Below are 23,095 nucleotides of genomic sequence, written 5' to 3'. Positions count from 1 at the left end.
CACCTACTCGCGAGTAAGGTGTGGCCCCGGGACGCGGCGCCACGGTCCGTCCGCATCCCGCATACGGCCCGACGACGACCGTGGACAAGGAGCCGCTCCATGCCCCGCACCATGTCCGTGGCGGACAGCATCGTCATCGACGCCCCTCCGGCACACGTGTACGAGCAGCTCAGCGACCCCACCGCGATGGGCCGTTGGAGCCCCGAGAACCGCGGGGCGACCGTACGGGGAGAGCGGCGGAGCGCGTACGTCGGGATGGTCTTCGAGGGCCGGAACAAGCGCGGCGGCGTGAGCTGGACGACGCGGTGCACCGTGACGGCGGCCGATCCGGGCGAGCGCTTCGCCTTCCGGGTCCATGCCATCGGTGTCCGGCGGCCGCGTCTGCCCGGACCCATCGCGACCTGGGAGTACCGCTTCGAAGCTGTGGACGGCGGGACCCGGGTGACCGAGACCTGGACCGACGACCGGCGCTCCTGGCCGGACTTCCTGGCCAACGGCTTCGACCGGGTCGCGACGAGGGGCAAGACCTTCGCGCAGTTCCAGCGCGGCAACATCCGGATCACTCTCGAACGCCTGAAGGCCGCCCTGGAGGAGGATCTCCGGGGAACCGCCTGAGCCTGCCGTGCCGCACGGCACCGTCCGTCCGCGCGACGGGCGGTGTCAGTGCCCCGGTGCACACTGGATCACGTACGCGGGGTCCGGGCTAGGGGGAGACGTATGGGCAGTGCGGAGGGCGCCGGGTTCGAGCCCGCGACCGGGGACGGGCCGCCGCTCACCGAAAGCACGGAGGCCCGCGCCGCCTCGGTGCGGACCGCCTTCGACGGTCTGCTCCAGATCCGCCGTCTGACCGGCGACGGGCGGGCCGATCGTCCGGAGGCCGTGCCGGCGCCGTGGGAGCTTCACCGGCCGGTACGGGCGGTCGCGTTGGCCCTGGAGAGTTCCGGAGCCACTCCGTCCGCCGTCGACACGGCGGGGCAGCGGGTGTCGGCCGGGTACCGGGTGCGTACGGGCGAGTCGGCCGGGTCGGTGCGGGTCGACTGGGCCGGGCCGCCGGGCAGCGGCGCCGCGCACCACGAGGAGGAGGCGCTGGCCGAGTGCGCCGAGGTGCTGCGCGGGCTCGGCTGGACCGTGCTGCTCTACCGGGGTCCTCGCAGGCGGCGGTATCTGGAGGTTGAGCCACCGGCGGGAGTTCCCGGAGTGCGGTAGCGGGCGCGGAGGGGCGTTGTCAGACCCATGGGAGATGCTTGACGGTCCGACACCTTCGACCAGGAGACGCTGAGATGGACAAAGACGAGCTCGCCGCGGCGCAGGCGTATGTCCGCCTGCTGGAGGCCACCCGGGCCGCGCTCTCGGACCCGGAAGAGGCACCCCTGTACCTGCCGCTGCTCACCTCTCCGATGCGGGACGCCGACCGCGCCCTGCGCGGAGCGGGGCTGACGGGGAACGAGGACCGGCTGTTCGCGCTGGTACGGGAGTTGCAGCCGAGTCTCTCCGGCAGCGACAGGTAGGCGGAGAGGAACCGGGAGGAGGCTTCCGGGCAGGGGCTCGGTCTCAAGGCGTCCCGCCGGGGGCGAGACCGAGCTCCCGCTCGTCCGGTCCGAGGGGGTCGAAGAAGCGGGCGACCGCGGTGTCGTCCACCTCGGCGAGGGTGGCCGGTTTCCACTGCGGGCTGCCGTCCTTGTCGATGATCCGCGCGCGGACGCCTTCCACGAAGTCGGGCTCCTCGCGGATCCGGGCGGAGACGCGGAACTCCTGGTCGAGGACGGCTTCCAGGCTGTCGAGCCGGGCGGCCCGGCGGACGGCGGCGAGAGTGACCTTGAGCGCCAGGGGCGACCTACCGGCGAGTTCGTCCGCCGTCGCCGGCGTCTCGTCCACTGCTGGGTCGGAGCCGTCCCGGAGCCGCTGGACGATCTCTTCGACCGTGTCCGCCGCGTAGCAGGCGTCGATCCGGTCGCGCTGCGCGGCGAGCTCACCGGCGGGCGGCTCCTCGCTGAACGCCTGCACGTTACGCGCCACCTCCTCGGCGCTCGCCGCCGTGGCCAGGGCCTCGGTGAGCTCCGGCAGGCGCCGCGCGGGTACGTAGTGGTCGGCGAGGCCGCACAGCAGGGCGTCGGCCGGTCCGACGGCCCGGCCGGTGAGCGCCAGGTGGGTGCCCAGCTCGCCGGGGGCGGCGGCCAGCAGGTGGGTGCCGCCGACATCGGGGACGAAGCCGATACCGGTCTCGGGCATGGCCACACGTGAGCGCTCCGTGACGATCCGGAGCGACCCGTGGGCCGAGACGCCGACTCCGCCGCCCATCACGATGCCGTCCATCAGGGCCACGTACGGCTTGGGGAACCGGGCGATGCGGGCGTTCAGGCGGTACTCGTCGCGCCAGAAGTCCAGCGACTCACGGCCTCCGGCGCGGGTGTCGTCGTGGAGGGCCCGGATGTCACCACCCGCGCACAGGCCCCGGTCGCCCGCCCCGGCGAGGACGACCGAGGTGACCGCCTCGTCCCGCTCGGCGTCGGCGAGCGCCTCGTCCAGCAGCCGCACCATGGTGTGGGTGAGGGCGTTGATGGCGCGGGGCCGGTTCAGGGTGATGTGCAGGGAGTGCCCTCGGGTCTCCAGCAGGACGGGCCGGTCGTCGATCATGTGTGCACTCCGCTCACTGGGCACGGTGGAGACCTGAGGGCCGTTTCTCACCGCCGGACGGTCCTTTCCCGCCATTCTGCGACCCCGGGGCCGCGCTCCGGACAGCGGGTCGGCCGGAGGGTCCGGCGCGTGGTCCGGGTGGAAACTTCGGTGGTGCTCCGCTGTGGCACTCCGGTGGAAGCGGCTCGACAATTGAGGCCTACGGGGCGCGTCGCCGCGCGCCCCGCCGGACGACCTCCGGAGCATGCATTGACCGACCACGAACGGCGGCAGGACACCGAAGCCGCTCCGCTCCGCCGGATCGACCGGAGAGCCAACGGTGAGATCGGGCCGACGGAGCGCCTCGCCATGAACCGGACCGGGAGCTTCGACTGGGACCTCGATGCCCGGACCCTGGACATCGACGACGCCGGACTCGCGGTCTTCGGCGTGGATCCGGCGACCTTCGACTCACGTCCCGGTGCGCTGGTGGAGCGGCTGGAGCCGGCGGAACGGGCCCGGCTGGACGTCACGATCGACGAGGCCATCACCGGCGGCAGCAACTCGTACAACGTTCACTTCCGGGTTCCGCTGGACGACGGGACGACCCAGTGGACCCATGTGCAGGCCCGCATCCTCCGGTCGAAGGACGGGAAGGCCCACCGGATCGTGGGGGTCGTCCGCGACGCGACGGCGGAAGTCACCCATTCGGCCTTCGTCCTCGATCTGGAAAAGCGCCGGCAGCGGCAGACCAACATCGTCGAGCGCACGACCAGCGCGATGTCACGTGCGGTGACCGTGGACGACGTGACGGCCGCGCTCACCGGTCCGGGCGGGCTGGCGCGGCTGGGGGCGGACGGGCTGGCTCTGGGGCTCGTGGAGAACTCCGCGCTGAACATCGTGGCGCTGAGCGGCGAGTCGCTGGAGGCGCTCGACGGGCTCGGCTCCGGGGACCTGGAGCGCAACCTTCCGCTGGCCGACGCGATCCGCAGCGGGCGGCCGCGGTTCATCACGTCGCTGGCGGCGCTGGCTCGGCGGTATCCGGTCCTCGAGCCGCATCTGGGCAAGCTCAGGTTCCGGGCCGCGGCCTATCTGCCGCTGGTCGCGCAGGCCAGGTCGCTCGGCGGGCTCGCCCTGTTCTACCGGGAGCGCACGGTCTTCAACGCCGACGAGCGGATCCTGTGCCTGGGTCTCGCGGCCATCGTGGCGCAGTCGCTCCAGCGGGCGATGCTCTTCGACGAGGAGCGGGAGTTCGCCACCCAGCTCCAGTCCGCGATGCTCCCGCCCCGCATACAGGACATCGAGGGCGGCGAGATCGCGGTGCGGTACCACGCCGCATGGAGCGGGCGGCAGGTCGGCGGCGACTGGTACGACGTGATCGCCCTGCCCAAGAACCGTTACGGGCTCGTCGTCGGGGACGTCCAGGGCCACGACACCCACGCCGCCGCGATCATGGGCCAGTTGCGCATCGCCCTGCGCGCGTACGCCGCCGAGGGGCACCCGCCGGCGACCGTGTTGGCGCGGGCCTCGCGCTTCCTCTCCGAACTGGACACCGACCGCTTCGCGACCTGCACCTACGCCCAGGTCGACCTGGCGACGGGTGCGGCGCGGGTGGTCCGGGCCGGGCACCTCGGACCGCTGATCCGCCATACCGACGGGAGGGTCGGTACGCCGCAGGTGCGCGGTGGTCTGCCGCTGGGCATCTCCACGGAGTTCCAGGACGAGGAGTACCCGGAGACCCGGCTGGACCTGGTGCCCGGGGAGACGTTCGTGCTGTACACGGACGGGCTGGTGGAGGAGCCGGGCGCCGACCTGGACACGGGCGTGGACGCGCTGCGCAACGAGGTGAGCGCGGGTCCCGCGGGCGCCGAGGCGCTGGCCGACCATCTCTCGGACCGGCTCTGGGAACGCTGGGGGTCGGGGGACGACGTGGCGCTCCTGGTCCTTCGGCGCAGCCCCGACGTCGGGTCCTCGCACGCGCCGCGGCTGCACCAGTACATCCATCAGGCGGACCCGGAAGGGCTGTCGGACGCCCGGGCCATCGTGCGCCAGGCGCTCGCCGACTGGGACATGGCCGAGTTCGCCGACGACGCCGAACTGGTCACCGGTGAGCTGCTGGTGAACGTCCTGCTGCACACGGAGGGCGGGGCCGTCCTGACCCTGGAGGTGCTGCCCGAGCCGGTGCGGCGGATCCGGCTCTCGGTGCAGGACCGGTCGAGTGCCTGGCCCCGTCGGCGTACCCCGGGAGAGACCTCCACCTCGGGCCGGGGGCTGCTCCTTCTCGACGCGGTCGCCAACCGCTGGGGCATCGAACCCCGCGGCGAGGGCAAGGCCGTCTGGTGCGAGATCGGTCCCGCTCCCCCGCCCGCCACCGCGCCGCTCCCGGCCGCCGTCGAGCAGGTCCCACCCGCCGGACAGCGATGAGGGGCGTGCCGCATCACCTTCAGCGATGCGGCACGCCCCTCGACCGGCGGCTCCAACACCTTGGACGGCCCGGCGCCGCTCACCGCCCCGGAGGGCAGGAGCCACGCCGAACGCTCAGGCGTCGCGGACCCGGTCAAGATCCGCCGGACACACCCTAGGCGGTACGCCGCTTACGGACGGCCCACAGGATTCCGCCACCGGCGAGCAGCACCGCGAGGGCGGCGCCGGCGATGACCGGCGTGGTGGAGGACGAACCGGTCTCGGCCAGCGGCGGCGAGCTCTCGCTCGGAACGGGCACGGCGGGCGCGGACTCCGAAGGCTCCGCGGGCGTGGCGCTCGGCTCGGGCGTCTCCGTGCCCGGGGTCTCCGACGGTGCCGGCTCGGTCGGCGTCGGCTCCTCAGGAGTCGGCTCCGCCGGCGTGGGCTCGGTCGGCGGCGGCGTGGGGGTCTCCTCCCCCTCGCACACCTCAGCGGTCTTCTCGTCTTCGAACGAGTGCTGGCCGCCCTTGCTGCCGTCCTTGACGACCAGTCGCACGGTCAGCTTCTCGGAGTGCTCGGGAAGCGTGAGCTTCTTGCTGAACTCCTTGCCGAACGTCTCGGTGGGCAGCAGGTCCTCGCCGTCCACCGTGACGGTCACCGTGTTGGGGACGTCCGGCGTGTAGTACTTGAGGTCGATGGTCACCTCATCGCAGGTCACAACCCAGGTGGGGGTGTGAGCAGCAGCCGGACCGGCGGAGATGACGCCTCCGGTCAGACCGACGACCGCAGCGGCCACGAGTGCTCCCGCGCCACGCCACGATCTCCTGGGTATGGTCATGGATACTTCCTCCAGCTGAATCTCATCGCCCGAATGGCGGTGGGGCGCACAGTACTGCCATCGCCCCGGGAGGACGCACCCGCCCCGTGCGTCACTCCCCGGACGAACTCCCGCCATACCTCCGCCACTTCCTACAAGACGGACAGCAACTTCACGCCACTGTCCGCCGACGACCGCCCCAGCGGAGGCAAGTGCCGCCGACGGACGGCGCCGAGCGGAGGTTTCAGAGGGCCTTGTGCATGATGTGCAGGCCCACATAGCCCTCGGTCGGATGGTTGAACCCCGCCGGAAGCGTGCCGATCACCTCGAAGCCGATGGACTCGTACAGCTTGACCGCACGGGTATTCGTCTCGACGACCGCGTTGAACTGCATCGCCCGGTAACCCGACGTCCGGGCCCACTCGACCGAGTGCTCGCACAGGGCCCGCCCCACGCCCTTGCCCGAGTGGGCGGGGTCGACCATGTACGTGGCACTGGCCACGTGCGAGCCGTTGCCCATGTGGTTCCGGTTCATCTTCGCGGTGCCGAGGACCTCTCCGGCGTCGTCGACGGCGACGACCACACGGCTCGGCGCGGCGACGAACCACCACCCCTGTGCGTCCTCCTTCCCGAGGTCCAGCGGGTAGGTGAGGGTCTCGCCGGCGGCGATGATCCCGTGGAAGAACGGCCAGATGGCGGGCCAGTCCTCGGTGATTGCTTCCCTGATCAACATCCGGACATGATGCCGAACAGGAGCACCTGTCGGCCAATGGCTATCCGGCGGTCCACCGGCGCCATCCCAGCCTGGCCAGCAGCCGTTTCCCGCCGGACTCCCGCGCACCGAAGGGCACGTCCGAGGCGAGGGGCGACGGGACCGGTGCCCTCTCCGCGTCGGGCAGAGCGCGTGGTGGAGCCGCGCTCGGGGTGGAGAGCGGGGTGGAAAACGGAGTGGAGAGCGGGGTGGAGAGCGGGGTGGAGAGCGGAACGGCGGCCGCCATCCGCGCCTCCGGATCGTCGCCCGGCCGTGGGGCCGGGCGGTCGTCACGGGCGCGGTCAAGACTCAGCGTCAGGTTGATCCGCCGCCACAGGATCTCGTCCGGACCGTCCGCCAGCAACAGCTCTCCCATGGTCTCCCTGGCCGCCACGGAACCCGGCCTCCCGAAGACGGGCTCGGGCCTGACCCGTACGAGATAGGCACGCTCGTAGGGGTCCTCGACCACCTCCGCCAGGTGCGCGGCGTCCAGGGTGGACGCCTCGACCGCGGCCCTCGCCCAGGGGTCTTCCGTGCGTTTCAGCAGCCGCTCGATGCGCTGGGTCCGCCAGTTCCGCGCCCTCCGGTCTCCGCCCGCCTCCAGCATCGTGCGCAGCCCGAGCGGCGTGCGGCCGGCGAGCAGCTCGGGCTCCCGCACCGCGAACGAGGCCAGCTCGTCCGCGAGATAGAGCCAGACCACCGCGCGGTACCGGTTCAGATAGAACGTGACCGGCGAGAAGCAGCCCGCCCGGGCCAGCCTCGTGAACCGCGCGGGAGCGATGCCGAGCAGAGCGGCGCCCTCCGCGGTGCCGACGGTGCGCACCCGCTCGGCCAACCCGTCGGGAAACCCCGGATCCTCGCGCAGCCGCGCGATCTCCCGCTCGCGCACCCGCGGCCGCCCACCGCCGGGCCCGGCGGTGACCACGATCAGCCCGAGGTGCACGGCGAGCTCGAACTCGCTGCGCCTGAGACCCAGTTCCTGTGCCGCCCGACCGGCAGCCACCGTGACCGTCGTGACACCCGTGGCCGTCGTGCCCCCCGTGGCCGCCGACACGTCGGACGAGGTGGGCGCGGCCTCGTCCCGGCTTTCCTCGTCACTCCGGATGCCGTGCGCGCTCCCGGCCCGCGCGCGGATCGCTTCCTTGACCGTCATGGCCGTCCTCCCCGTGAACGTCGAGATACTCTCCGCGATCACGGTAGCCCGGCGGGACCAGTGCCGTTCCGACCTGTGGATAACTCTTCCCAGCCACAGAAAAACGCAGGTCAGAGCGGTTCAGAAAGGCCTCTCGTCCTCGGGGCCGCTCTGGCGGACCGATACGCCGAGGTGCTCGCCGACCCGATTGACGAGCAGGGTCATCTCGTACGCCACCTGCCCGACGTCGGCCTCGGCGGCGGTGAGCACACACAGGCAGCTGCCGTCGCCCGCGGCGGTCACGAAGAGCAGCGCCTCGTCGAACTCGACCATGGTCTGGCGGGCCCGCCCGGCCCGGAAGTGCCGACCCGAACCGCGCGCCAGGCTGTGCAGGCCGGAGGAGACCGCGGCCAGGTGTTCGGCGTCCTCGCGGGCCAGTCCGGTGCTGGCCCCGGTGACCAGGCCGTCGTTGGAGAGCACCAAGGCGTGCCGTATGTACTGCACCCTGCTGGTGAGATCGTCAAGGAGCCAGTCAAGTCCCCGGTCAAGCGCCATCTGCTCGTCCTCCCCGTGTCTTCGTTCCCCGTGCCCCGCTACGCGCGTAAGCCTTGCGCACCGCCTCCGTACGGGCAAGCGCCCCCCGCATGCCGGGGCGCCGCTTCGCGCCATGCGGCGAACGAGCCCAGGATGAGCGCATGGCACATCACATGACCGATGAAGAATGGCGGGCCTTCCTCTCCGAGGGCACCCGCACCGCGAAGGTTTCGACCGTGCGGGCCGACGGCAGTCCGCACATCGCGCCCGTCTGGTTCCTGCTCGACGGCGACTCACTGGTCTTCAACACCGGCAAGAAGAGTGTGAAAGGCCGCAATCTGGAGCGCGACGGCCGGGTCTCCGTGTGCGTGGACGACGACCGGCCGCCGTACGCGTTCGCCGTGGTGCAGGGGCACCCGGAGCTGAGCGAGGACCCCGAGGAGCTGCTGCGGTGGGCGACGCGCATCGCCGGGCGCTACGTCGGGCCGGAGGCCGCCGAAGAGTTCGGCCGGCGCAACGGGGTGGCCGGTGAGCTGGTGGTGCGGGTGCGGATCGACAAGGTGATCGCCCTGGCCGACATGGCCGACTGAGCAGCCGTTCGCCGCCGTCGGCGGTCAGCTCACGGAGTCGAGGAGCCGGGCGGTGTGCACCCGCCCGGCGTACTCGACCGTACGGATCAGGACGTCTTTTCCGGAGTCCCGGTCGCGTGCGTCGCAGAGCACGACAGGTGTGCCCCGGTCCAGGTCGAGGGCGCACGAGACGTCGTGCTCGGCGTAGACGCGCGCGCCGGGGAAGCGGTTGACGGCGACGACGAACGGTATGCGGCGGCGTTCGAAGTAGTCGACGGCCGCGAAGCAGTTCTCGAGCCGCCGGGTGTCGGCGAGGACGACCGCCGCCAGCGCGCCTTCGGACAGCTCGTCCCACAGGAACCAGAAGCGGTCCTGCCCCGGCGTGCCGAACAGGTACAGCGACAGACCGGCGTGGATCGTGATACGGCCGAAATCCATCGCTACGGTCGAGGCGGTCTTCCGCGCCACCCCTTCCGTATCGTCCACATCGCGTCCTGCCGCGCTCAGCGGCTCCTCGGTCCGCAGCGGCCGGATGTCGCTGACCGCGCCGACCAGGGTCGTCTTCCCGGCTCCGAAGCCACCGGCCACCAGGATCTTCAGCGCCATCGCGGAGTCGTCGCAGCCATAAGTGCTGCGGGTGCTGTCGTTGCTGTGCGCGTTCTCGACGTACTCGGAGGGCATCGACCACTTCTCCCGCGACTGAGCCGCACACGCCTGGCGAAGCTCTGTTCGACCGTTCGGACACCGCTGCCCGGACAGCATGGCAACCGGCCGGACGACTGGAGGCGGTTGATCGTTGTTGATCGATGCGGACCCTGACCGCCCACTCCTGCCGCATCTCCTCCCTCTTCGGCATGGCCTCTACACTGGTTTCTTTCGGTCGCGGCGACGGATGCGGTGACGGGTCCGGGCGGGCGGCCCACGGACGGGAGAGAGCAAGCGTGTCGACAGGTACCGGCGGCGGTTTCCAGGATCCGCCCGCCGAGGTGCTGGCCGAGGCCGCAGCCGCCTTCGGGCTCCTGGCGACACCCGCGAGGCTGCACATCGTGTGGGCGCTGGCCCAGGGCGAGAGCGATGTGACAGGCCTCGCCGAACGGGTGGGCGGCACACTCCCCTCCGTCAGCCAGCACCTGACCAAGCTCAAGCTGGCCGGTCTCGTGCGTTCGCGCCGTGAGGGCCGCCGGCAGGTCTATCTGGTCGACGACCCCGACGTGGTGACGGTCGTCCGGCTCATGGTCGGCCAGCTCACCGAGCGCGCCGGCCACCCCGCCCAGAAGGAGCCCGTCCGCCTGCGTGAGCTCGGTGCCTGAGGGCAGCGCAGCCGCGGGATCCGGCCGGACCACCCCCGGCACACCGGCCTCCGTGACACCGTTCCCGGCCGCCGCCCCGCCCGCGTCGGAGCCCGTACCTCTCGTCGCCGGCACCGAGCCCGTACCACTGATCGCCGGCGCGGAGCCCGGTACCGCCGGCCCGCCTCCCGTCGGCGGGACCGGTCGGCCACGGGTGAAGACCTCCCTGCAGATACTGCGCTTGCTGGACAGCGGTCCGCGCGGTCTGGTGGAGGCGCGGGCCGAGGAGCGGCTCGCGCGGTTCGGCGAGAACGTGCTGCCCGCCTGGCGGCCGGTTCCCTGGCCCCGGCGTTTCGTCCGCAGTCTCCGGGATCCCTTCACCTCCGTACTGCTCTGTCTGGGACTGGTCTCGGCCCTCGTCTCCGCATGGGGCACGGCCTGTGTGATCCTCGCGCTGGTCGTGGTCAGCTGCCTGCTGCGCTCGGCCGAGGAACACCGCGCCGACCGTTCGACGGCCGCGCTCAGGGAGCTGGTGGCGACCACGGCGACCGTGGTGCGCCGGAGCTCGGCGGAGGCGGCACCCCGGGAGCGGGAGGTTCCGGTGGCCGATCTCGTGCCCGGCGATGTGATCCGGCTGGCGCCGGGCGACCTCGTACCGGCCGATGTGCAGGTGCTGCGCGCCGGCGGGCTCACGGTGCACCAGTCGGCCCTGACCGGCGAGTCGGCGCCGGTGGCGAAACACCCCCTCGACGTACCGGACCCCGCGCTCACCGGGGCCGGGCCCTTCGCGCAGCCGCAGCTCTGTTTCCAGGGCAGCAGTGTCACCTCCGGCAGCGGTACGGCGGTGATCGTGGCCACCGGAGGAGCGACCCGGTTCGCCGCCGCGTACGACGGCCGGGCCCGGCAACGGGGTGCCAGCGCCTTCGACCGGTCGGTGCAGGGCATCTCCTGGACGCTGATCCGGTTCATGCTGCTGACCCCGCCGCTGGTGCTGATGGCCAACGCCGCGCTGCGGGGCCGGGGGCTGGAGACGCTGCCGTTCGCCGTGGCCGTGGCGGTGGGGCTCACGCCGGAGATGCTGCCCGTCATCGTCACGACGGCCCTCGCCCGGGGAGCGGCCCGGCTCGCCCGTACCAGCGGAGTCATCGTCAAACGGCTGCCCGCGCTGCACGACCTGGGCGCGGTCGATGTGCTGTGCCTGGACAAGACTGGCACGCTGACCGAGGACCGGCCCGTCGTGGAGGCGGCGGTCGACGGCTCGGACCGGCCCGATCCCGAGGTGCTGCGGTGGGCCGCGCTCAGCGCGTTGTGGACGCTCCAGCTGGCGGAGCTGCCCGCACCGGACGCCCTCGACGAGGCGGTGCTGGACGCCGCGGAGGACGCGGAGCACCTGGAGGCTTCGGCGTACGAAGGGGTGGCCGCGCTGCCCTTCGATCCGGTGCGGCGGGTCGCGACCGCGGTGGTCCGGCGGCCTGGCCGGCTCGGCGTCCACACGCTGGTGACCAAGGGGGCCGTGGAGGCGGTGCTGGAGCGGTGCGCGCTGGACGGGGACGAGCGGGAGCGGCTGCTGGCCCTCGCCGCCCGGAAGGCGGAGTCGGGGCTGCGCCTGCTGGCCGTGGCCCACGCCGACCGGCCCGCGCGGCCGGGCGCGTACACCCCGGCGGACGAGCGCGGGCTGACCTTCGTGGGCCTGGTGGCTCTGCGGGACGTCCCCGCGCCGAGCGCCGCCGAGGCCCTCGGCGTACTGGCCCGGCGCGGAGTGACCGTCAAGGTGCTGACCGGCGACCACCCGGGCACGGCGGCCCGCGCGTGCCAGGACCTGGGGCTGCGCACGGACGCGGCGGACGCGTACGGCGATGTGGTGACGGCCGAGCTGGTGGACACGCTGTCGGACGCGGAGCTGGCGCGGGTCGCGGACCGGGCGACCGTGTTCGCGCGCTGCACCCCTGAGCACAAGGCGCGGATCGTCTCGGCACTGCGCGCCGCCGGGCACACCACCGGGTTCCTCGGCGACGGCGTCAACGACCTGCCCGCCCTGCACGCGGCCGACGTCGGCATCTGCCCGCGCAACGCCGTCGATGTGGCGCGCGAGGCGGCCGACGTCGTGCTGGCGGAGAAGGACCTCACCGCAATCGACCGGGCGGTGCTGGCCGGGCGGCACAGCAGCGCGAACATCGCGACGTACCTGCGCATCACCCTCTCCTCCAACCTCGGCAACGTCATCGCCATGCTGACGGCCGGGCTGATGCTGCCCTTCCTCCCGATGCTCCCGGCGCAGGTGCTGGTGCAGAACCTCTGCTTCGACGCGGCGCAGCTCGCCTTCGCGTTCGACCGCCCGGGCAAGTCCGCGCTGCGCCGGCCCACGGTCCTGCGCTCCCGCGACTTCCTGCGCTTCATCACCGGCTTCGGACTGCTCAACGCCGCCGCCGACCTCGCCACCTTCGGGGTGCTGGCCCTGGCTCTTCACAACGCGGCCGGGACCGACGGCGAGGCCGCGTTCCACGCCGGATGGTTCACCGAGAACCTGCTGACCCAGGCTCTCGTGATGGTCCTGCTCCGGACCGGCCGCAGCGCCGCCGAGCGGAGGGCCGGCGGTCCTCTGCGGGCAGCGGCGGCCGGACTCGCGGTGGTCGGCGTGCTCCTCCCCCTGACCCCGCTGGGGCTCTGGCTGGGGATGAGTGCTCTGCCGCCTCTCTATTACCTGCTGCTCGGCTCGGTGCTGGGCCTGTACGCGGTGGGGCTCACGGCTGCGCGGAGGCGCTACGAACGGCGCCGGGCGGCCGGCGCCGAGCCGGAACCGGGCCTGCGCAAGGCCGTCGCCGAGCGCTGAGGCGTGGCCGTCCGGCCCCCGAGCGACAGTTGTACAGTTGCGCAATGCGGCAAGTGTTGCCGTTAGCGGCAGCTGTTGCCGCGTGGACGGAGAGAAGGGCGGGACCAGAATGTTGCGCAACGGCCTGGAGCCCTGGCACCTGTTGATCCTGGCCGTCGTGGTGATCGTGCTCTTCGGTTCGAAGAAGCTGCCGGACACCGCCCGCGCCCTGGGGAAGTCGGTGCGCATCCTCAAGAGCGAGGCGAAGGCCATGAAGGACGAGGAAGCCCGCTGATTCGGCCCCGGGCCCGGCGACCCGGACCGGGCACTCAGACGCCGTTCATTTCACGGTTTGCGCAATCCGGGAACCTTGGTGGCCGCGCGGGGCGTTCGTACCAGTAGCGGCACATGTAGTGACAGCGACACAGCACGGATCGCAGGATCTGGAGATCGACCGATATCCAGAGGCCGGCCGATCAGACGTGCGGACCGACGGACCGACGGAACACTGGAGGAAATTCATGGGTGTGAGCCTGGCGAAGGGCGGCAACGTCTCCCTGTCGAAGGAGGCCCCCGGCCTGACGGCCGTCACGGTCGGCCTCGGCTGGGACGTACGGACCACGACCGGAGCCGATCACGACCTGGATGCCAGTGCGCTGCTGTGCTCCGAGGCGGGCAAGGTCCTCTCCGACGCCCACTTCGTCTTCTACAACAACCTCAACAGCCCCGACGGTTCCGTCCGCCACACCGGTGACAACCTGACGGGTGAGGGCGAGGGCGACGACGAGTCGGTCGAGGTCGACCTGGCCTCGGTCCCCACCGAGATCGCGAAGATCGTGTTCCCGGTCTCCATCCACGACGCCCAGAGCCGTGGCCAGAGCTTCGGCCAGGTACGCAACGCGTTCATCCGCGTGGTGAACCGGGCGAACGGTGTGGAGCTGGCCCGGTACGACCTGAGCGAGGACGCCTCCACCGAGACGGCGATGGTTTTCGGCGAGCTGTACCGGCACGGCGCGGAGTGGAAGTTCCGGGCCGTCGGCCAGGGTTACGCCTCGGGGCTCGCCGGCATCGCCTCCGACTACGGCGTCAACGTCTGAGCCGTACGTACGTATCCCAGGTGCCCGGACGGTGACGGGTGCCCGGACGGAGACGTGTCCGGGCACCCGGTGGTAACGCCCGAAGCCGGGTGACGATTACGGTCGGCCTGCTGCGCCGGGGCGTTCCACTCCGGTCCGGCGCCGACTGCGCGATCGTATGCGCATGGCCGATGACCACACGCATGTCCTGGACTTCTTCACCCCGCGCGCGGCCGGCTGGGACAGCCGGTTTCCCGACGACGGCCCTTCGTACGCCGCCGCGGTCGGTCAGCTCGGGCTGCGGCCGGGAGACGCCGTGCTCGACGCGGGCTGCGGTACGGGGCGTGCGCTTCCGGCTCTCCGTGCGGTGGTCGGCCCGCGCGGCACCGTGCTCGGCGTCGACCTCACGCCCGCGATGCTGGAGGCAGCGGCACGGGCGGGGCGCGCGGAGAGCGGGGTGCTGATCCGGGCCGACGTCGCTCAGCTGCCGCTGCGGAGCGGGTCCTTGGACGCGGTGTTCGGAGCCGGGCTGATCTCGCATCTGGCTCGCCTCGGAGCCGATACGGCGGAGCTCGCCCGGGTGGTGCGGCCGGGCGGGGTGCTGGCCCTGTTCCACCCGATCGGCCGGGCCGCCCTGGCCGCGCGCCACGGGCGCACGCTCACCGGCGACGATCTGCGGGCGGAGCCCCGGCTGCGGGCCCTGCTGGCCGGTTCCGGCTGGCGGCTGGACTCGTACACCGACGAGGACGACCGCTTCCTCGCCCTTGCCGTACGCCGGCCCTGACGCACCACGAACGTGGTGCCGGCCCAGTGCACAGGCTCTCGTGGCGTGGTGATTTCTTCAGCGTCCGCCGGACGGCCGGGGACCAGTCCCCGGGCGACCCAGGAGTCAATCGACGGGCGCTTCCGAGGGCCGCCGGTGGCCGGGGATCGGGCAGCCGCGGACGCCCGGGGTGGGGAACGTGCCGAGGGCTGCGACCTCGTACCCCTTCGGGTAGCCCTTGATCTCGGGGTTCTGGCGCGCGTAGTGCGGCGTGCGCCGCGGCGGCAGGAGACGGACGGCGCGGGCGCGCAGGCGCAGGGCGCCCCGGGTCAGGCCACGGGCCATGGGCCCCGGTCGCTCGTAGCGGAACGCACGCAGCAGAGAATCGTCCAGGAGCGCGAGGCTGGCGCCCCGGACCAGCGGGGCGAGCGGCGCGGGGTACCAGGAGCCCATGAGCGCCAGGGTCGCGTCGGAGACCCGGCGGGCTCCTTCGTCCCAGCCGAAGTGCTCTTGCTCGTAGCTGTCGAGGGTGCGCTCGAAGTCCTCGTAGCTCTGCGGGAGGTCCTTGATCCCCATGCGGGCGCCCAGGGTGCGGTAGTAGGCGGCGAAGGCCCTCAGCTCGTGGTCGGAGAGCCGGCGCCAGCCGTACTCGTCCAGCCAGCGCTTCGGGGTGACGACGAAGGTGCACAGGACGTACCGCATGTCGTCGTTGCTGATGTCGTAGCTGCGGTGCATCTGGTTGATCCGGCGGACGGCCGTGCGGCCCTCCTCGGTGTCGAATCCGTGCTCCACCACGGTGTCCAGGAGCAGCGCGGTGTCGTCGTACCGCTTCTGCGAACGCTCCGTCAGCTCTGCTGTCTCGTCGAGGAGTCGGCCGATACTGGGCACGGCATAGGTGCGGTAGAGGGCGAGTTCGAGGGCGCGCGTGGTGTCCCAGGGGAACTCGTAGGTGACGGTGAGGCGGTAGATCTCCAGGAAGTCCCGCTCCGGGTCCAGTCGCTGAATCTCCTTCAGCCGGTCGTACCGCTGAACCATGGTCTTCCCCTCGTTCGTCCGGAGCCCCGATTCTACGGCGACCCGCCCTCTCGGCCCCGGTCCTTCACCACCACGGCGACCCGGCTAAGAGACCTGCGGATCCGGCTCCGCGCTGCCTGCCGGGGCCTCGACGGCGCGGTTACCGAGTAGTTAAGGTGCGCCGACGGACGACGCGAGGCGGGCCTGGACGGCGGGTGGCCGAGCGTTGACGGATCAAGGACCAGGAACCAGAGATCAGGGCTCAGGAATCAAGGACGAGGAGGACACTGTGGCTGGTGCGGACGGCGACGACGACGCGCTGCTGGTGCTGACCGCGGTGCTGCTGACCCCTGCCCGGTTCCCGAGCGTGCTGGGCGACGACTACGTGGCCGCGTGCGGCGCGCTCGCCCTCGAACCGTACGAGGAGGGCTACGGTCTCGTCCTCGGGCAGGACGGCGACGGGGCCCGCTGGACCGTGGTCGTCGAGGACGTCTCACTGGTCGCCGTGGCCATCGCCGCGTGGGACTGCGGCATGGAGTACGACCTCTCCCCCGACGAGCGCTCGGTGGTGTGCGCCCTGCCCGGCTGGCCGCTGGCCCTGACGGTCGCCGCACCCGGGGTGCCCGCCCCGCACGACCCGGATACGGACGGTGTGGGCCCGGCGCCTCTGGCTCCTCCGGACACGAGGTCCTGGGGTCCGGCGCAACGGCGGCTGGGTGCGGACGAGATCGCGGCGCAGTGGTCGATGTGGCGGGAGCAGATCGACGATGCGGAGTTCGTCCGGGTGGACGGTGAGTCGGGCGAAAGCACTGAGCCTGGTCCGGCCGCCGAACCCGGTGCGGCCGGCAAACCAGGTGCACCCGCCACGGCCGGTGCGCCCGGGGACGGTGACTCGGCCGCCGACGGGGACGCTGAACCCGGTGCCGCTGCGTCCGGTCAGCATCCCGGCGTGCGACGGGCCCTGTCGGAGGCCCTCACCTATACGAAGACCCCGCCGCCACCGGGCCGCATCCGCTCCGTCTTCGCCTCGGCCGACGCACGCATCCTGCGCGTCGACGGGCCCGGGTGGTCGATGGTCGCCAGGACCGACGACATAGCGCTGATCCTGTTGGACGAGGAGCCGGGCGAGGTGCTGCCCGTCGGCCGCGGGCCCGCACTGCCCGGCCTCCTGGAGGCCCTGGACGCGCTGGCTCCGCATCCGGCGTGAGCGCGCCCCTGTGCCAAGCCTCGGTTCCTGGCGGCCCTGGGGCTCAGCTCCTGGTGATTACGGGGATCAGCTCCTCGTGAACCCATCCTCGTGAAGCCACCAGCTCGCCCGCCCGGTCGCCGTCCGTCTTCCGGGTTCAGCGACCGATTTCCTTGCGGTTGATCCTGCGGAGTCTGCGTCGCTGGGACGGGTCCAGCAGCAGATAGCCCGCGACGGGGACGCCGATCACCACCAGCAGCGCCCACCAGAATCCGATCAGGGGCCACAGGATGGCCGCGGCCACCACCCCCGCGACAGCGACCTTCGCACCGTTCGACATGGTCCACGCCTCCTTCGCGGCCGGCGCCGCTCCTGTTCTGTCAACGCGTCCGTCCGTTCTTACGTTCCCCACTGTCCCCCCGCGACCGCCCGCCCGCTGCCGCATCGAGTCCCCCGTCATCGCAGCGGCACACCGACCTCGTGCATGTGCGCCAGCGCCTGCCGGTAGGACTCGATCAGTCCGGTTTCCGCGTACGGCATGCCGATGCTCCTGCAGTACTCCTTGACCAAGGGCTGGGCCAGTCGCAGATGGGGCCGGGGCATGCTCGGGAACAGGTGGTGCTCGATCTGATAGTTCAGGCCGCCGAGGAACCAGTCGGTGAGGATCGCGCCGCGGACATTGCGTGAGGTCAGGACCTGGCGCTGAAGGTGGCCCCACCGATCCCCGTCCGGGTCGGGCATCTCCATGCCCTTGTGGTTCGGGGCGAAGGCCAGCCCCAGGTGGAGACCGAACAGCGCGTGCAGCAGCAGGGCGAAGACGAGCGCCTTGCCCGGGGACAGGACGGTCAGCAGCAGGGTCGCGTACAGCGCGAGGTGCGCGGCCATCAGCAGGGCCGACAGCACACGCTCCCGCGCCGGCTGGCGGCCCAGGAACTGGAACCCGTAGACCTTCAGGGCTATGCCTTCGAGCAGCAGCATCGGGAAGAACAGCCGGGCCTGGTTCCGGGTCAGCCAGCGGGCGAATCCTTCGCGCTGCGCCGCCTGCTTCTGGGTCCAGACCAGGGCGCCGACGCCGACGTCGGGGTCCTTGTCGACGTGGTTGGGGTTGGCGTGGTGACGGGCGTGCTTGTCGTTCCACCAGGCCTCGTTCATGCCGAGGAGCAGGTTGGCATGGACCAGGCCGAGCAGTCTGCTCGCCCTGCGGCCACCGGTTATCTGGGAGTGGCCCGCGTCGTGGGCGACGAAGGCCGTCCGGGTCCACAGGACTGCCAGGGGAAAGGCGAGGAGCAGGCTCCACCAGGTATCGCCCAGCAGAACGAGAGCCGTGATCACCCCGATCAGAGCCACCAGGTTGGCCGCGATACCGCATGCGTACCGCCCGGTGCGTCGTTCGAGAAGGCCCTGCCCTTTCACAGCGCGTAGCAGAGGGGCGAAATCGCTGCCGGCGGCCGGTGGGCCGGCCCGTTCCGAACTGCTGTCACCGGCCGAGGCCGCGGCGGTGGCTGTTGCCTGGGACATGAGGTCTCCGGTCTCTCCGACATAGGCGCTGACCTCGTTAAACGTACGGATCGGAGACCTGCGGCAGCCATGGCGCCACCACCCCGATCCCCCTGGGGCAGACCCCCGTACTCCGTGGTGGTGCCAGCCACACCACCACTCCGCATGGACTGGCGTGAGTGACCCAGATCACAGTGGAGAGCGACGCATCGCGGCTTCGAGCGGAGTACCCTCCGAGCCCGACCCACTAGTCAAATTTGAGGAATCTGATTTTCCTGTGCACCCGCACCCCGCGGCAACGCCTTACGAGATTTCCGAGCTGTCCCGCTGCTCCGCGGTCTTCATCCCCGCAGATCCGTCCCGTACCGGACGGATCGCCTTCTGGAACCCGGACGGTAACACCCCTCCCGACGCGCCCGGGGTCCTGTCGGAGCTCACCGTGGCCGAGGCCGGCGCCCGGCGCCGTACCGTTCCTGCCCTGCATCTTCCCGTACGGGAGGCCCTGCCGGTGCTGACCCGGGCGCGGGCGGACGGGCAGGCCTCCCCCGCAACCGCCTTCTGGGGTGCCGCCGCGCTGCTCGGGCTGCAGCTCGTCGCCCGCGGCCTCCTGCTGCCCGGGCTGAGCCCCACCGACCAGGACGCCTGGCGGGTCGGGCCTTTGGCCGCCGGGGACCTGGAGCGGATCCGGGATCTGGCCGCGTCGATGCCTCCCTCCGCCCACGCGACCCCGCTGGAGACCGGCGCGGCGGCGGACGGGCCACTGCTGCTTCCCGAGCCGGAACGGCTGTTGCGGGCGTTCCTGGACGCGGTGGCGGACGGACTGCCCCGGACGCCCGCCGCCGGGTTCGCGGCCGCGGGTCCCGCGTTCGCCGCCCCGGAACCGCACCACCTGCCCCAAGGGCGGGCCTGGGCGGCCGATGTGGCGGCCGGTCACGATGCGGGAGTGCGGCTCTCGTTGCGTATCGAGGTCACCGGAACCACAGCCGCTGTCCCCACCACGGACACCCACGCCGAGCCGGACGCAGACGCCGACACCGACACCGACACCGACACCGACACCGACACCGACAACCCTTCCTATGACGACGCGGTGCCCTCTTTCCGCGCCGTGCTGCAGATCCACAGCGTGAGCGACCCCTCCCTGGTCGCCGACGCGGCCGAGGTCTGGGCCGGCGGCACCCGGAGTGCGGCGGCGTTCGGGCCGCGGGCCCGGATGGACGCCCTGCTCGCCCTGCGCCGGGCCGCCCGCGCCTGGCCGCCGCTGGCCCCGCTGCTCTCCGCCGCCGTGCCGGACGCGGTGGAGCCCGCCGACGAGGAGATCGCCGAGCTGCTGGGCCCCGCCTCACGCGCACTGGCCGCCACCGGTGTGCAGGTGCACTGGCCCAAGGAGCTGGCGCGGAAGCTGACCGCACGAGCCGTCATCGGCCCGGCCGACCGGGGTGGCGACGCCGAGGGACGGGAGGAGGACGGAGGAGAGGCGGACGGACGGCGGGGGCGGGCCCTCGCGGACACTCCCTCGTTCCTGTCCGCCGACGCCCTGCTCGCGTTCGACTGGCGGTTCGCGCTGGGCGACCGGCAGCTGAGCCGCGAGGAGCTGGACCGCCTCGCCGAGTCCAGCCGACCGATCGTGCGGCTGCGCGACCAGTGGGTCCTCATCGACCCGGAGGAGGCACACCGGGCCCGGCAGACCCAGGACCGCAAGGTCACCCCCATCGACGCGCTGAGCGCGGCGCTGACCGGCTCCACCGAGGTGGACGGCCGCCGGGTGGAGGTGGCCGCGACGGGCTGGCTGGAGCGGTTGCGCGAGCGGCTGGCCGACCCGGAGTCCGCCGTCGAGCAGTCGGTCGGACAGCCCGAGGCGCTCACCGCGACGCTGCGCGACTATCAGCTGCGCGGTCTGAACTGGCTGAACACCATGACCTCGCTCGGCCTCGGCGCCTGCCTCGCCGACGACATGGGCCTGGGCAAGACGATCACGCTCATCGCTCTGCATCTGCACCGCCAGAGCGACCGGGACGCGGCCGGGCCGACGCTGGTGGTCTGTCCGACGTCGCTGATGGGCAACTGGCAGCGCGAGATCGAGAAGTTCGCCCCCGGCACCCCAGTACGCCGCTTCCATGGGACATCGCGTTCCCTGAAGGGGCTGGCGGACGGCGAGTTCGTCCTGACGACGTACGGCACGATGCGTCTGGACGCACCCCGGCTGGCGGCCGCCTCCTGGGGCATGGTCGTCACGGACGAGGCGCAGCACGTGAAAAACCCGCACTCGGCGACGGCCAAGCAGCTGCGCACCATCGGCGCCCGGGCCCGCGTCGCCCTCACCGGAACACCGGTGGAGAACAACCTCTCCGAGCTGTGGGCGATCCTGGACTGGACGACGCCCGGGCTGCTGGGCCGGCTCTCCACCTTCCGCAACCGGTACGCCGCCGCCGTCGAGGGCGGCGCGGACCCGGCGGCCGCCGAGCGGCTCGCGGCCCTGGTGCGCCCGTTCCTGCTGCGCCGCCGCAAGAGCGATCCGGGGATCGCGCCGGAGCTGCCGCCGAAGACGGAGACCGACCGGGCGGTGTCGCTGACGGCCGAACAGACCGGGCTGTACGAGGCGGTGGTCCGCGAGACGCTCGCCGAGATCTCCGGTGCGGACGGGTTCGAGCGGCGAGGGCTCGTGATGAAGCTGCTGACCGCGCTGAAGCAGATCTGCAACCACCCGGCGCAGTACCTGAAGGAGGACCGGCCGCGGATCGCGGACCGGTCCGGGAAGGTCGAGCTGCTGGACGAACTCCTGGACACGATCCTGGCCGAACAGGGTTCTGTATTGGTGTTCACGCAGTACGTACCGATGGCGCGGCTGCTGGAGGAGCATCTGTCCGAGCGCGGGGTGCCTACGCAGTTCCTGCACGGCGGTACGCCGGTGGCGCGGCGCGAGGAGATGGTGAGCCGCTTCCAGGCGGGCGAGGCCCCGGTGTTCCTGCTCTCCCTGAAGGCGGCGGGGACGGGGCTCAACCTCACCCGGGCCGGTCATGTCGTGCACTTCGACCGGTGGTGGAATCCGGCGGTGGAGGCGCAGGCGACGGACCGGGCGTACCGGATCGGGCAGACGCAGCCGGTCCAGGTGCACCGGCTGATCGCCGAGGGCACGATCGAGGACCGGATCGCGGAGATGCTCGCGCGCAAACAGGGTCTCGCGGATGCTGTGCTCGGCTCCGGAGAGGCGGCACTGACCGAACTGACCGATGCGGAACTGGCCGATCTGGTCGAGCTGCGAGGGGGCGCGCGATGAGTGACGACGACGAGTACGGGGCGGCTGCGGCGGACATCGGTGGTGGAGCGGAGCGTACGTTCGCGCCGCTGCCTCCGCCGCCGGGCAGGGGTTTCGCCACCTCCTGGTGGGGGCGGGCGTGGCTGAAGGCGCTGGAGGACACCGCGCTGGACGGCCAGCAGCTCAAGAAGGGGCGCCGGCTGGCCCGGGAGGGCGGTGTGGGGGCGGTCTCCGTACGTCCCGGCCGGATCACTGCCGTCGTACGGGACCGGGACGGCACGGGCCACCGGAGCGATGTGCTGCTCCAGGAGCTGAGCGCGGAGGAGTGGGACCGCTTCCTGGACATGGCGGTGGACCGGGCCGGGCACATCGCGGCGCTGCTCGACCGGGAGATGGAGCCGCATCTGGTGGAGGACGCGGCGGGTGCCGGGGTGGAGCTGCTGCCCGGCATCGGTGACCTGGAACCGGAGTGCACGTGCGGCACCTGGGACCACTGCGCCCATTCCGGGGCCCTGTGCTACCAGGTGGCGCGGCTGCTGGACGAGGATCCGTTCGTCCTGCTCCTGATGCGCGGGCGTGGTGAGCGGCGGCTGCTGGACGAGCTCCAGGTCCGCAGCGCCGCCCGTGCGGTGCGCGGTACGGAGAGGGGTGCGCCGGAGAAGGTGGACCGGGAGGCGTACGGGGTCCCGGCCGACGAGGCGTTCGCCGCGGGCTCCATACTGCCGCCGCTCCCCGGTCCGCCGCCGGTGCCCGAGGAACCGGGGCTGCCGCCGTCGCTGGACACGGAGGCGGACCCGCCGCCGGGCCTCGACCCGGCGGCGCTGGAGCTCCTGGCCGCCGACAGCGCCGTACGGGCCCGTCGGATGCTGCTGGAGGCGCTGGCTCCGGGGCATGAACGGCAGCCGGTCGCGGCGGAGCTGACGCCGGAGCAGGACGCGGTGCGGATGGCCGCCGATGCGCGCCCCCAGCCGTGGATCGCCAAGCGGCTGGCCGAGGGGTCCGGCCGGCCGCGCGCCGAGCTGGAGGCGGCGGTGAGCGCGTGGCGGTACGGAGGGGTGGCCGCGCTGGCGGTGCTGGACGAGGAGTGGGACCCGGACGCCGAGGCCCTGGCCCGGGCTCGCGCGCGGCTGGCCGCGGCCTGGGAGGAGGGCGAGCGGCCGCGGTTGCGGGCGGCGGGGGCCCGCTGGACGGTGGCGGGCGCCGATGTCCAGCTCCGGTACGACCGCGACGGCCGGTGGTGGCCGTACCGCAAGGAGCGCGGCCGCTGGGTGCCGGCGGGTCCGGCGGACGACGACCCGGCGAGTGCGCTGGCGGGGGCCCTGAGCGGGGGCTGAGGTCCGCCGACAGGTGTGGGGAACCGGAGCGCTCTTCCGTACGTCATCTCCC

The 23,095-nt window shown here is 72.2% G+C and carries 22 protein-coding genes; 13 read left to right on the top strand and 9 right to left on the bottom strand.

Going from position 1 to position 23,095, the window contains the following annotated elements; all coding sequences use genetic code 11:
- Nucleotides 1-99 precede the first annotated feature (99 nt).
- The 3 genes from ACQP09_RS33115 to ACQP09_RS33105 all read left to right on the top strand — a co-directional run bounded on the left by ACQP09_RS33115 (nt 100) and on the right by ACQP09_RS33105 (nt 1,508).
- Nucleotides 100-615 carry an SRPBCC family protein gene (locus ACQP09_RS33115; RefSeq protein ID WP_433406349.1) on the top strand — a complete coding sequence of 172 codons (516 nt, stop codon included), beginning with the start codon at nt 100-102 and terminating at the stop codon, nt 613-615.
- A 102-nt stretch (nt 616-717) separates the two neighbouring features.
- On the top strand, nt 718-1,206 hold the full coding sequence (locus tag ACQP09_RS33110) for a hypothetical protein (protein ID WP_433406348.1): 489 nt from the start codon (nt 718-720) through the stop codon (nt 1,204-1,206).
- A gap of 74 nt (nt 1,207-1,280) precedes the next feature.
- Nucleotides 1,281-1,508 (top strand): hypothetical protein, encoded by a 228-nt coding sequence (locus ACQP09_RS33105; protein WP_432149596.1) that lies wholly within the window; start codon nt 1,281-1,283, stop codon nt 1,506-1,508.
- Between the two features lie 43 nt (nt 1,509-1,551).
- On the opposite strand, the gene ACQP09_RS33100 is transcribed toward ACQP09_RS33105, so the two are convergent.
- Nucleotides 1,552-2,634, bottom strand: coding sequence for an enoyl-CoA hydratase/isomerase family protein (locus ACQP09_RS33100; protein WP_433406347.1), 1,083 nt, complete (start codon nt 2,632-2,634; stop codon nt 1,552-1,554).
- Between the two features lie 249 nt (nt 2,635-2,883).
- Here ACQP09_RS33100 and ACQP09_RS33095 point away from each other — a divergent pair, with 249 nt between their 5' ends.
- Complete coding sequence (locus ACQP09_RS33095) at nt 2,884-5,037, top strand: SpoIIE family protein phosphatase (RefSeq protein ID WP_433406345.1); 2,154 nt, start codon at nt 2,884-2,886, stop codon at nt 5,035-5,037.
- A 154-nt stretch (nt 5,038-5,191) separates the two neighbouring features.
- Here the strand turns inward: ACQP09_RS33095 and ACQP09_RS33090 are convergent, their stop codons facing one another.
- The 4 genes from ACQP09_RS33090 to ACQP09_RS33075 form a co-directional block, all read right to left on the bottom strand.
- Nucleotides 5,192-5,854: an LAETG motif-containing sortase-dependent surface protein gene (locus tag ACQP09_RS33090; protein WP_433406343.1), complete on the bottom strand. Its 663-nt coding sequence runs from the start codon at nt 5,852-5,854 to the stop codon at nt 5,192-5,194.
- A gap of 223 nt (nt 5,855-6,077) precedes the next feature.
- Nucleotides 6,078-6,566, bottom strand: coding sequence for an N-acetyltransferase family protein (locus ACQP09_RS33085; protein ID WP_433406342.1), 489 nt, complete (start codon nt 6,564-6,566; stop codon nt 6,078-6,080).
- Nucleotides 6,567-6,606: 40 nt separating this feature from the next.
- Entirely contained in the window at nt 6,607-7,737 is a 1,131-nt protein-coding gene (locus tag ACQP09_RS33080; RefSeq protein WP_433406340.1) for a DUF6397 family protein, read from the bottom strand.
- A gap of 120 nt (nt 7,738-7,857) precedes the next feature.
- Nucleotides 7,858-8,271 (bottom strand): roadblock/LC7 domain-containing protein, encoded by a 414-nt coding sequence (locus ACQP09_RS33075; protein ID WP_432149590.1) that lies wholly within the window; start codon nt 8,269-8,271, stop codon nt 7,858-7,860.
- Between the two features lie 140 nt (nt 8,272-8,411).
- Here ACQP09_RS33075 and ACQP09_RS33070 point away from each other — a divergent pair, with 140 nt between their 5' ends.
- On the top strand, nt 8,412-8,840 hold the full coding sequence (locus ACQP09_RS33070) for a PPOX class F420-dependent oxidoreductase (RefSeq protein ID WP_433406339.1): 429 nt from the start codon (nt 8,412-8,414) through the stop codon (nt 8,838-8,840).
- Between the two features lie 24 nt (nt 8,841-8,864).
- On the opposite strand, the gene ACQP09_RS33065 is transcribed toward ACQP09_RS33070, so the two are convergent.
- The gene (locus ACQP09_RS33065; protein WP_433406338.1) at nt 8,865-9,500 is read right to left on the bottom strand and encodes a GTP-binding protein; all 636 of its coding nucleotides are present in this window, start codon (nt 9,498-9,500) and stop codon (nt 8,865-8,867) included.
- 260 nt (nt 9,501-9,760) lie between these two features.
- On the opposite strand from ACQP09_RS33065, the gene ACQP09_RS33060 reads away from it, so the two are divergent.
- The 5 genes from ACQP09_RS33060 (at nt 9,761) to ACQP09_RS33040 (ending at nt 14,777) form a co-directional block, all read left to right on the top strand.
- The gene (locus tag ACQP09_RS33060) at nt 9,761-10,129 is read left to right on the top strand and encodes an ArsR/SmtB family transcription factor (RefSeq protein ID WP_404062859.1); all 369 of its coding nucleotides are present in this window, start codon (nt 9,761-9,763) and stop codon (nt 10,127-10,129) included.
- Nucleotides 10,113-12,938, top strand: a complete 2,826-nt coding sequence (mgtA, locus tag ACQP09_RS33055; protein WP_433406337.1) for a magnesium-translocating P-type ATPase — start codon at nt 10,113-10,115, stop codon at nt 12,936-12,938. Before ACQP09_RS33060 ends, mgtA begins: the two co-directional genes overlap by 17 nt.
- Before the next feature lie 109 nt (nt 12,939-13,047).
- Nucleotides 13,048-13,212 (top strand): Sec-independent protein translocase subunit TatA, encoded by a 165-nt coding sequence (gene tatA / locus ACQP09_RS33050; protein ID WP_404062862.1) that lies wholly within the window; start codon nt 13,048-13,050, stop codon nt 13,210-13,212.
- A gap of 226 nt (nt 13,213-13,438) precedes the next feature.
- The gene (locus tag ACQP09_RS33045) at nt 13,439-14,014 is read left to right on the top strand and encodes a TerD family protein (protein WP_433406335.1); all 576 of its coding nucleotides are present in this window, start codon (nt 13,439-13,441) and stop codon (nt 14,012-14,014) included.
- A 163-nt stretch (nt 14,015-14,177) separates the two neighbouring features.
- On the top strand, nt 14,178-14,777 hold the full coding sequence (locus tag ACQP09_RS33040; protein WP_433406333.1) for a class I SAM-dependent methyltransferase: 600 nt from the start codon (nt 14,178-14,180) through the stop codon (nt 14,775-14,777).
- 105 nt (nt 14,778-14,882) lie between these two features.
- On the opposite strand, the gene ACQP09_RS33035 is transcribed toward ACQP09_RS33040, so the two are convergent.
- Nucleotides 14,883-15,791: an oxygenase MpaB family protein gene (locus ACQP09_RS33035; RefSeq protein ID WP_433406331.1), complete on the bottom strand. Its 909-nt coding sequence runs from the start codon at nt 15,789-15,791 to the stop codon at nt 14,883-14,885.
- Between the two features lie 268 nt (nt 15,792-16,059).
- Between ACQP09_RS33035 and ACQP09_RS33030 the strand changes: the two genes are divergently transcribed.
- Nucleotides 16,060-16,977, top strand: coding sequence for a hypothetical protein (locus ACQP09_RS33030; protein WP_433406330.1), 918 nt, complete (start codon nt 16,060-16,062; stop codon nt 16,975-16,977).
- A gap of 136 nt (nt 16,978-17,113) precedes the next feature.
- Here the strand turns inward: ACQP09_RS33030 and ACQP09_RS33025 are convergent, their stop codons facing one another.
- Both ACQP09_RS33025 and ACQP09_RS33020 read right to left on the bottom strand, forming a co-directional pair.
- On the bottom strand, nt 17,114-17,296 hold the full coding sequence (locus ACQP09_RS33025; protein ID WP_093688018.1) for a hypothetical protein: 183 nt from the start codon (nt 17,294-17,296) through the stop codon (nt 17,114-17,116).
- Nucleotides 17,297-17,412: 116 nt separating this feature from the next.
- Nucleotides 17,413-18,474, bottom strand: a complete 1,062-nt coding sequence (locus ACQP09_RS33020; protein WP_433406329.1) for an acyl-CoA desaturase — start codon at nt 18,472-18,474, stop codon at nt 17,413-17,415.
- Between the two features lie 256 nt (nt 18,475-18,730).
- Here ACQP09_RS33020 and ACQP09_RS33015 point away from each other — a divergent pair, with 256 nt between their 5' ends.
- Both ACQP09_RS33015 and ACQP09_RS33010 read left to right on the top strand, forming a co-directional pair.
- Nucleotides 18,731-21,730, top strand: a complete 3,000-nt coding sequence (locus ACQP09_RS33015; protein WP_433406327.1) for a DEAD/DEAH box helicase — start codon at nt 18,731-18,733, stop codon at nt 21,728-21,730.
- Complete coding sequence (locus ACQP09_RS33010; RefSeq protein ID WP_433406326.1) at nt 21,727-23,043, top strand: SWF or SNF family helicase; 1,317 nt, start codon at nt 21,727-21,729, stop codon at nt 23,041-23,043. Before ACQP09_RS33015 ends, ACQP09_RS33010 begins: the two co-directional genes overlap by 4 nt.
- Nucleotides 23,044-23,095: the final 52 nt, after the last annotated feature.

The organism is Streptomyces sp. CA-146814 (genome assembly GCF_050942385.1).
In the GTDB taxonomy this organism is placed as follows: domain Bacteria; phylum Actinomycetota; class Actinomycetes; order Streptomycetales; family Streptomycetaceae; genus Streptomyces.
This window is presented reverse-complemented; position numbering and strand designations above follow the sequence as displayed.

Coding starts and splice junctions, on each gene's coding strand:
- ACQP09_RS33045 (WP_433406335.1), top strand. CDS start 13,439: ATGGGTGTGAGCCTGGCGAAGGGCGGCAACGTCTCCCTGTCGAAGGAG.
- ACQP09_RS33080 (WP_433406340.1), bottom strand. CDS start 7,737: ATGACGGTCAAGGAAGCGATCCGCGCGCGGGCCGGGAGCGCGCACGGC.
- ACQP09_RS33025 (WP_093688018.1), bottom strand. CDS start 17,296: ATGTCGAACGGTGCGAAGGTCGCTGTCGCGGGGGTGGTGGCCGCGGCC.
- ACQP09_RS33035 (WP_433406331.1), bottom strand. CDS start 15,791: ATGGTTCAGCGGTACGACCGGCTGAAGGAGATTCAGCGACTGGACCCG.
- ACQP09_RS33020 (WP_433406329.1), bottom strand. CDS start 18,474: ATGTCCCAGGCAACAGCCACCGCCGCGGCCTCGGCCGGTGACAGCAGT.
- ACQP09_RS33115 (WP_433406349.1), top strand. CDS start 100: ATGCCCCGCACCATGTCCGTGGCGGACAGCATCGTCATCGACGCCCCT.
- ACQP09_RS33105 (WP_432149596.1), top strand. CDS start 1,281: ATGGACAAAGACGAGCTCGCCGCGGCGCAGGCGTATGTCCGCCTGCTG.
- ACQP09_RS33065 (WP_433406338.1), bottom strand. CDS start 9,500: ATGCCCTCCGAGTACGTCGAGAACGCGCACAGCAACGACAGCACCCGC.
- ACQP09_RS33085 (WP_433406342.1), bottom strand. CDS start 6,566: ATGTTGATCAGGGAAGCAATCACCGAGGACTGGCCCGCCATCTGGCCG.
- ACQP09_RS33100 (WP_433406347.1), bottom strand. CDS start 2,634: ATGATCGACGACCGGCCCGTCCTGCTGGAGACCCGAGGGCACTCCCTG.
- ACQP09_RS33070 (WP_433406339.1), top strand. CDS start 8,412: ATGGCACATCACATGACCGATGAAGAATGGCGGGCCTTCCTCTCCGAG.
- ACQP09_RS33010 (WP_433406326.1), top strand. CDS start 21,727: ATGAGTGACGACGACGAGTACGGGGCGGCTGCGGCGGACATCGGTGGT.
- ACQP09_RS33040 (WP_433406333.1), top strand. CDS start 14,178: ATGGCCGATGACCACACGCATGTCCTGGACTTCTTCACCCCGCGCGCG.
- ACQP09_RS33090 (WP_433406343.1), bottom strand. CDS start 5,854: ATGACCATACCCAGGAGATCGTGGCGTGGCGCGGGAGCACTCGTGGCC.
- ACQP09_RS33110 (WP_433406348.1), top strand. CDS start 718: ATGGGCAGTGCGGAGGGCGCCGGGTTCGAGCCCGCGACCGGGGACGGG.
- ACQP09_RS33075 (WP_432149590.1), bottom strand. CDS start 8,271: ATGGCGCTTGACCGGGGACTTGACTGGCTCCTTGACGATCTCACCAGC.
- tatA (WP_404062862.1), top strand. CDS start 13,048: ATGTTGCGCAACGGCCTGGAGCCCTGGCACCTGTTGATCCTGGCCGTC.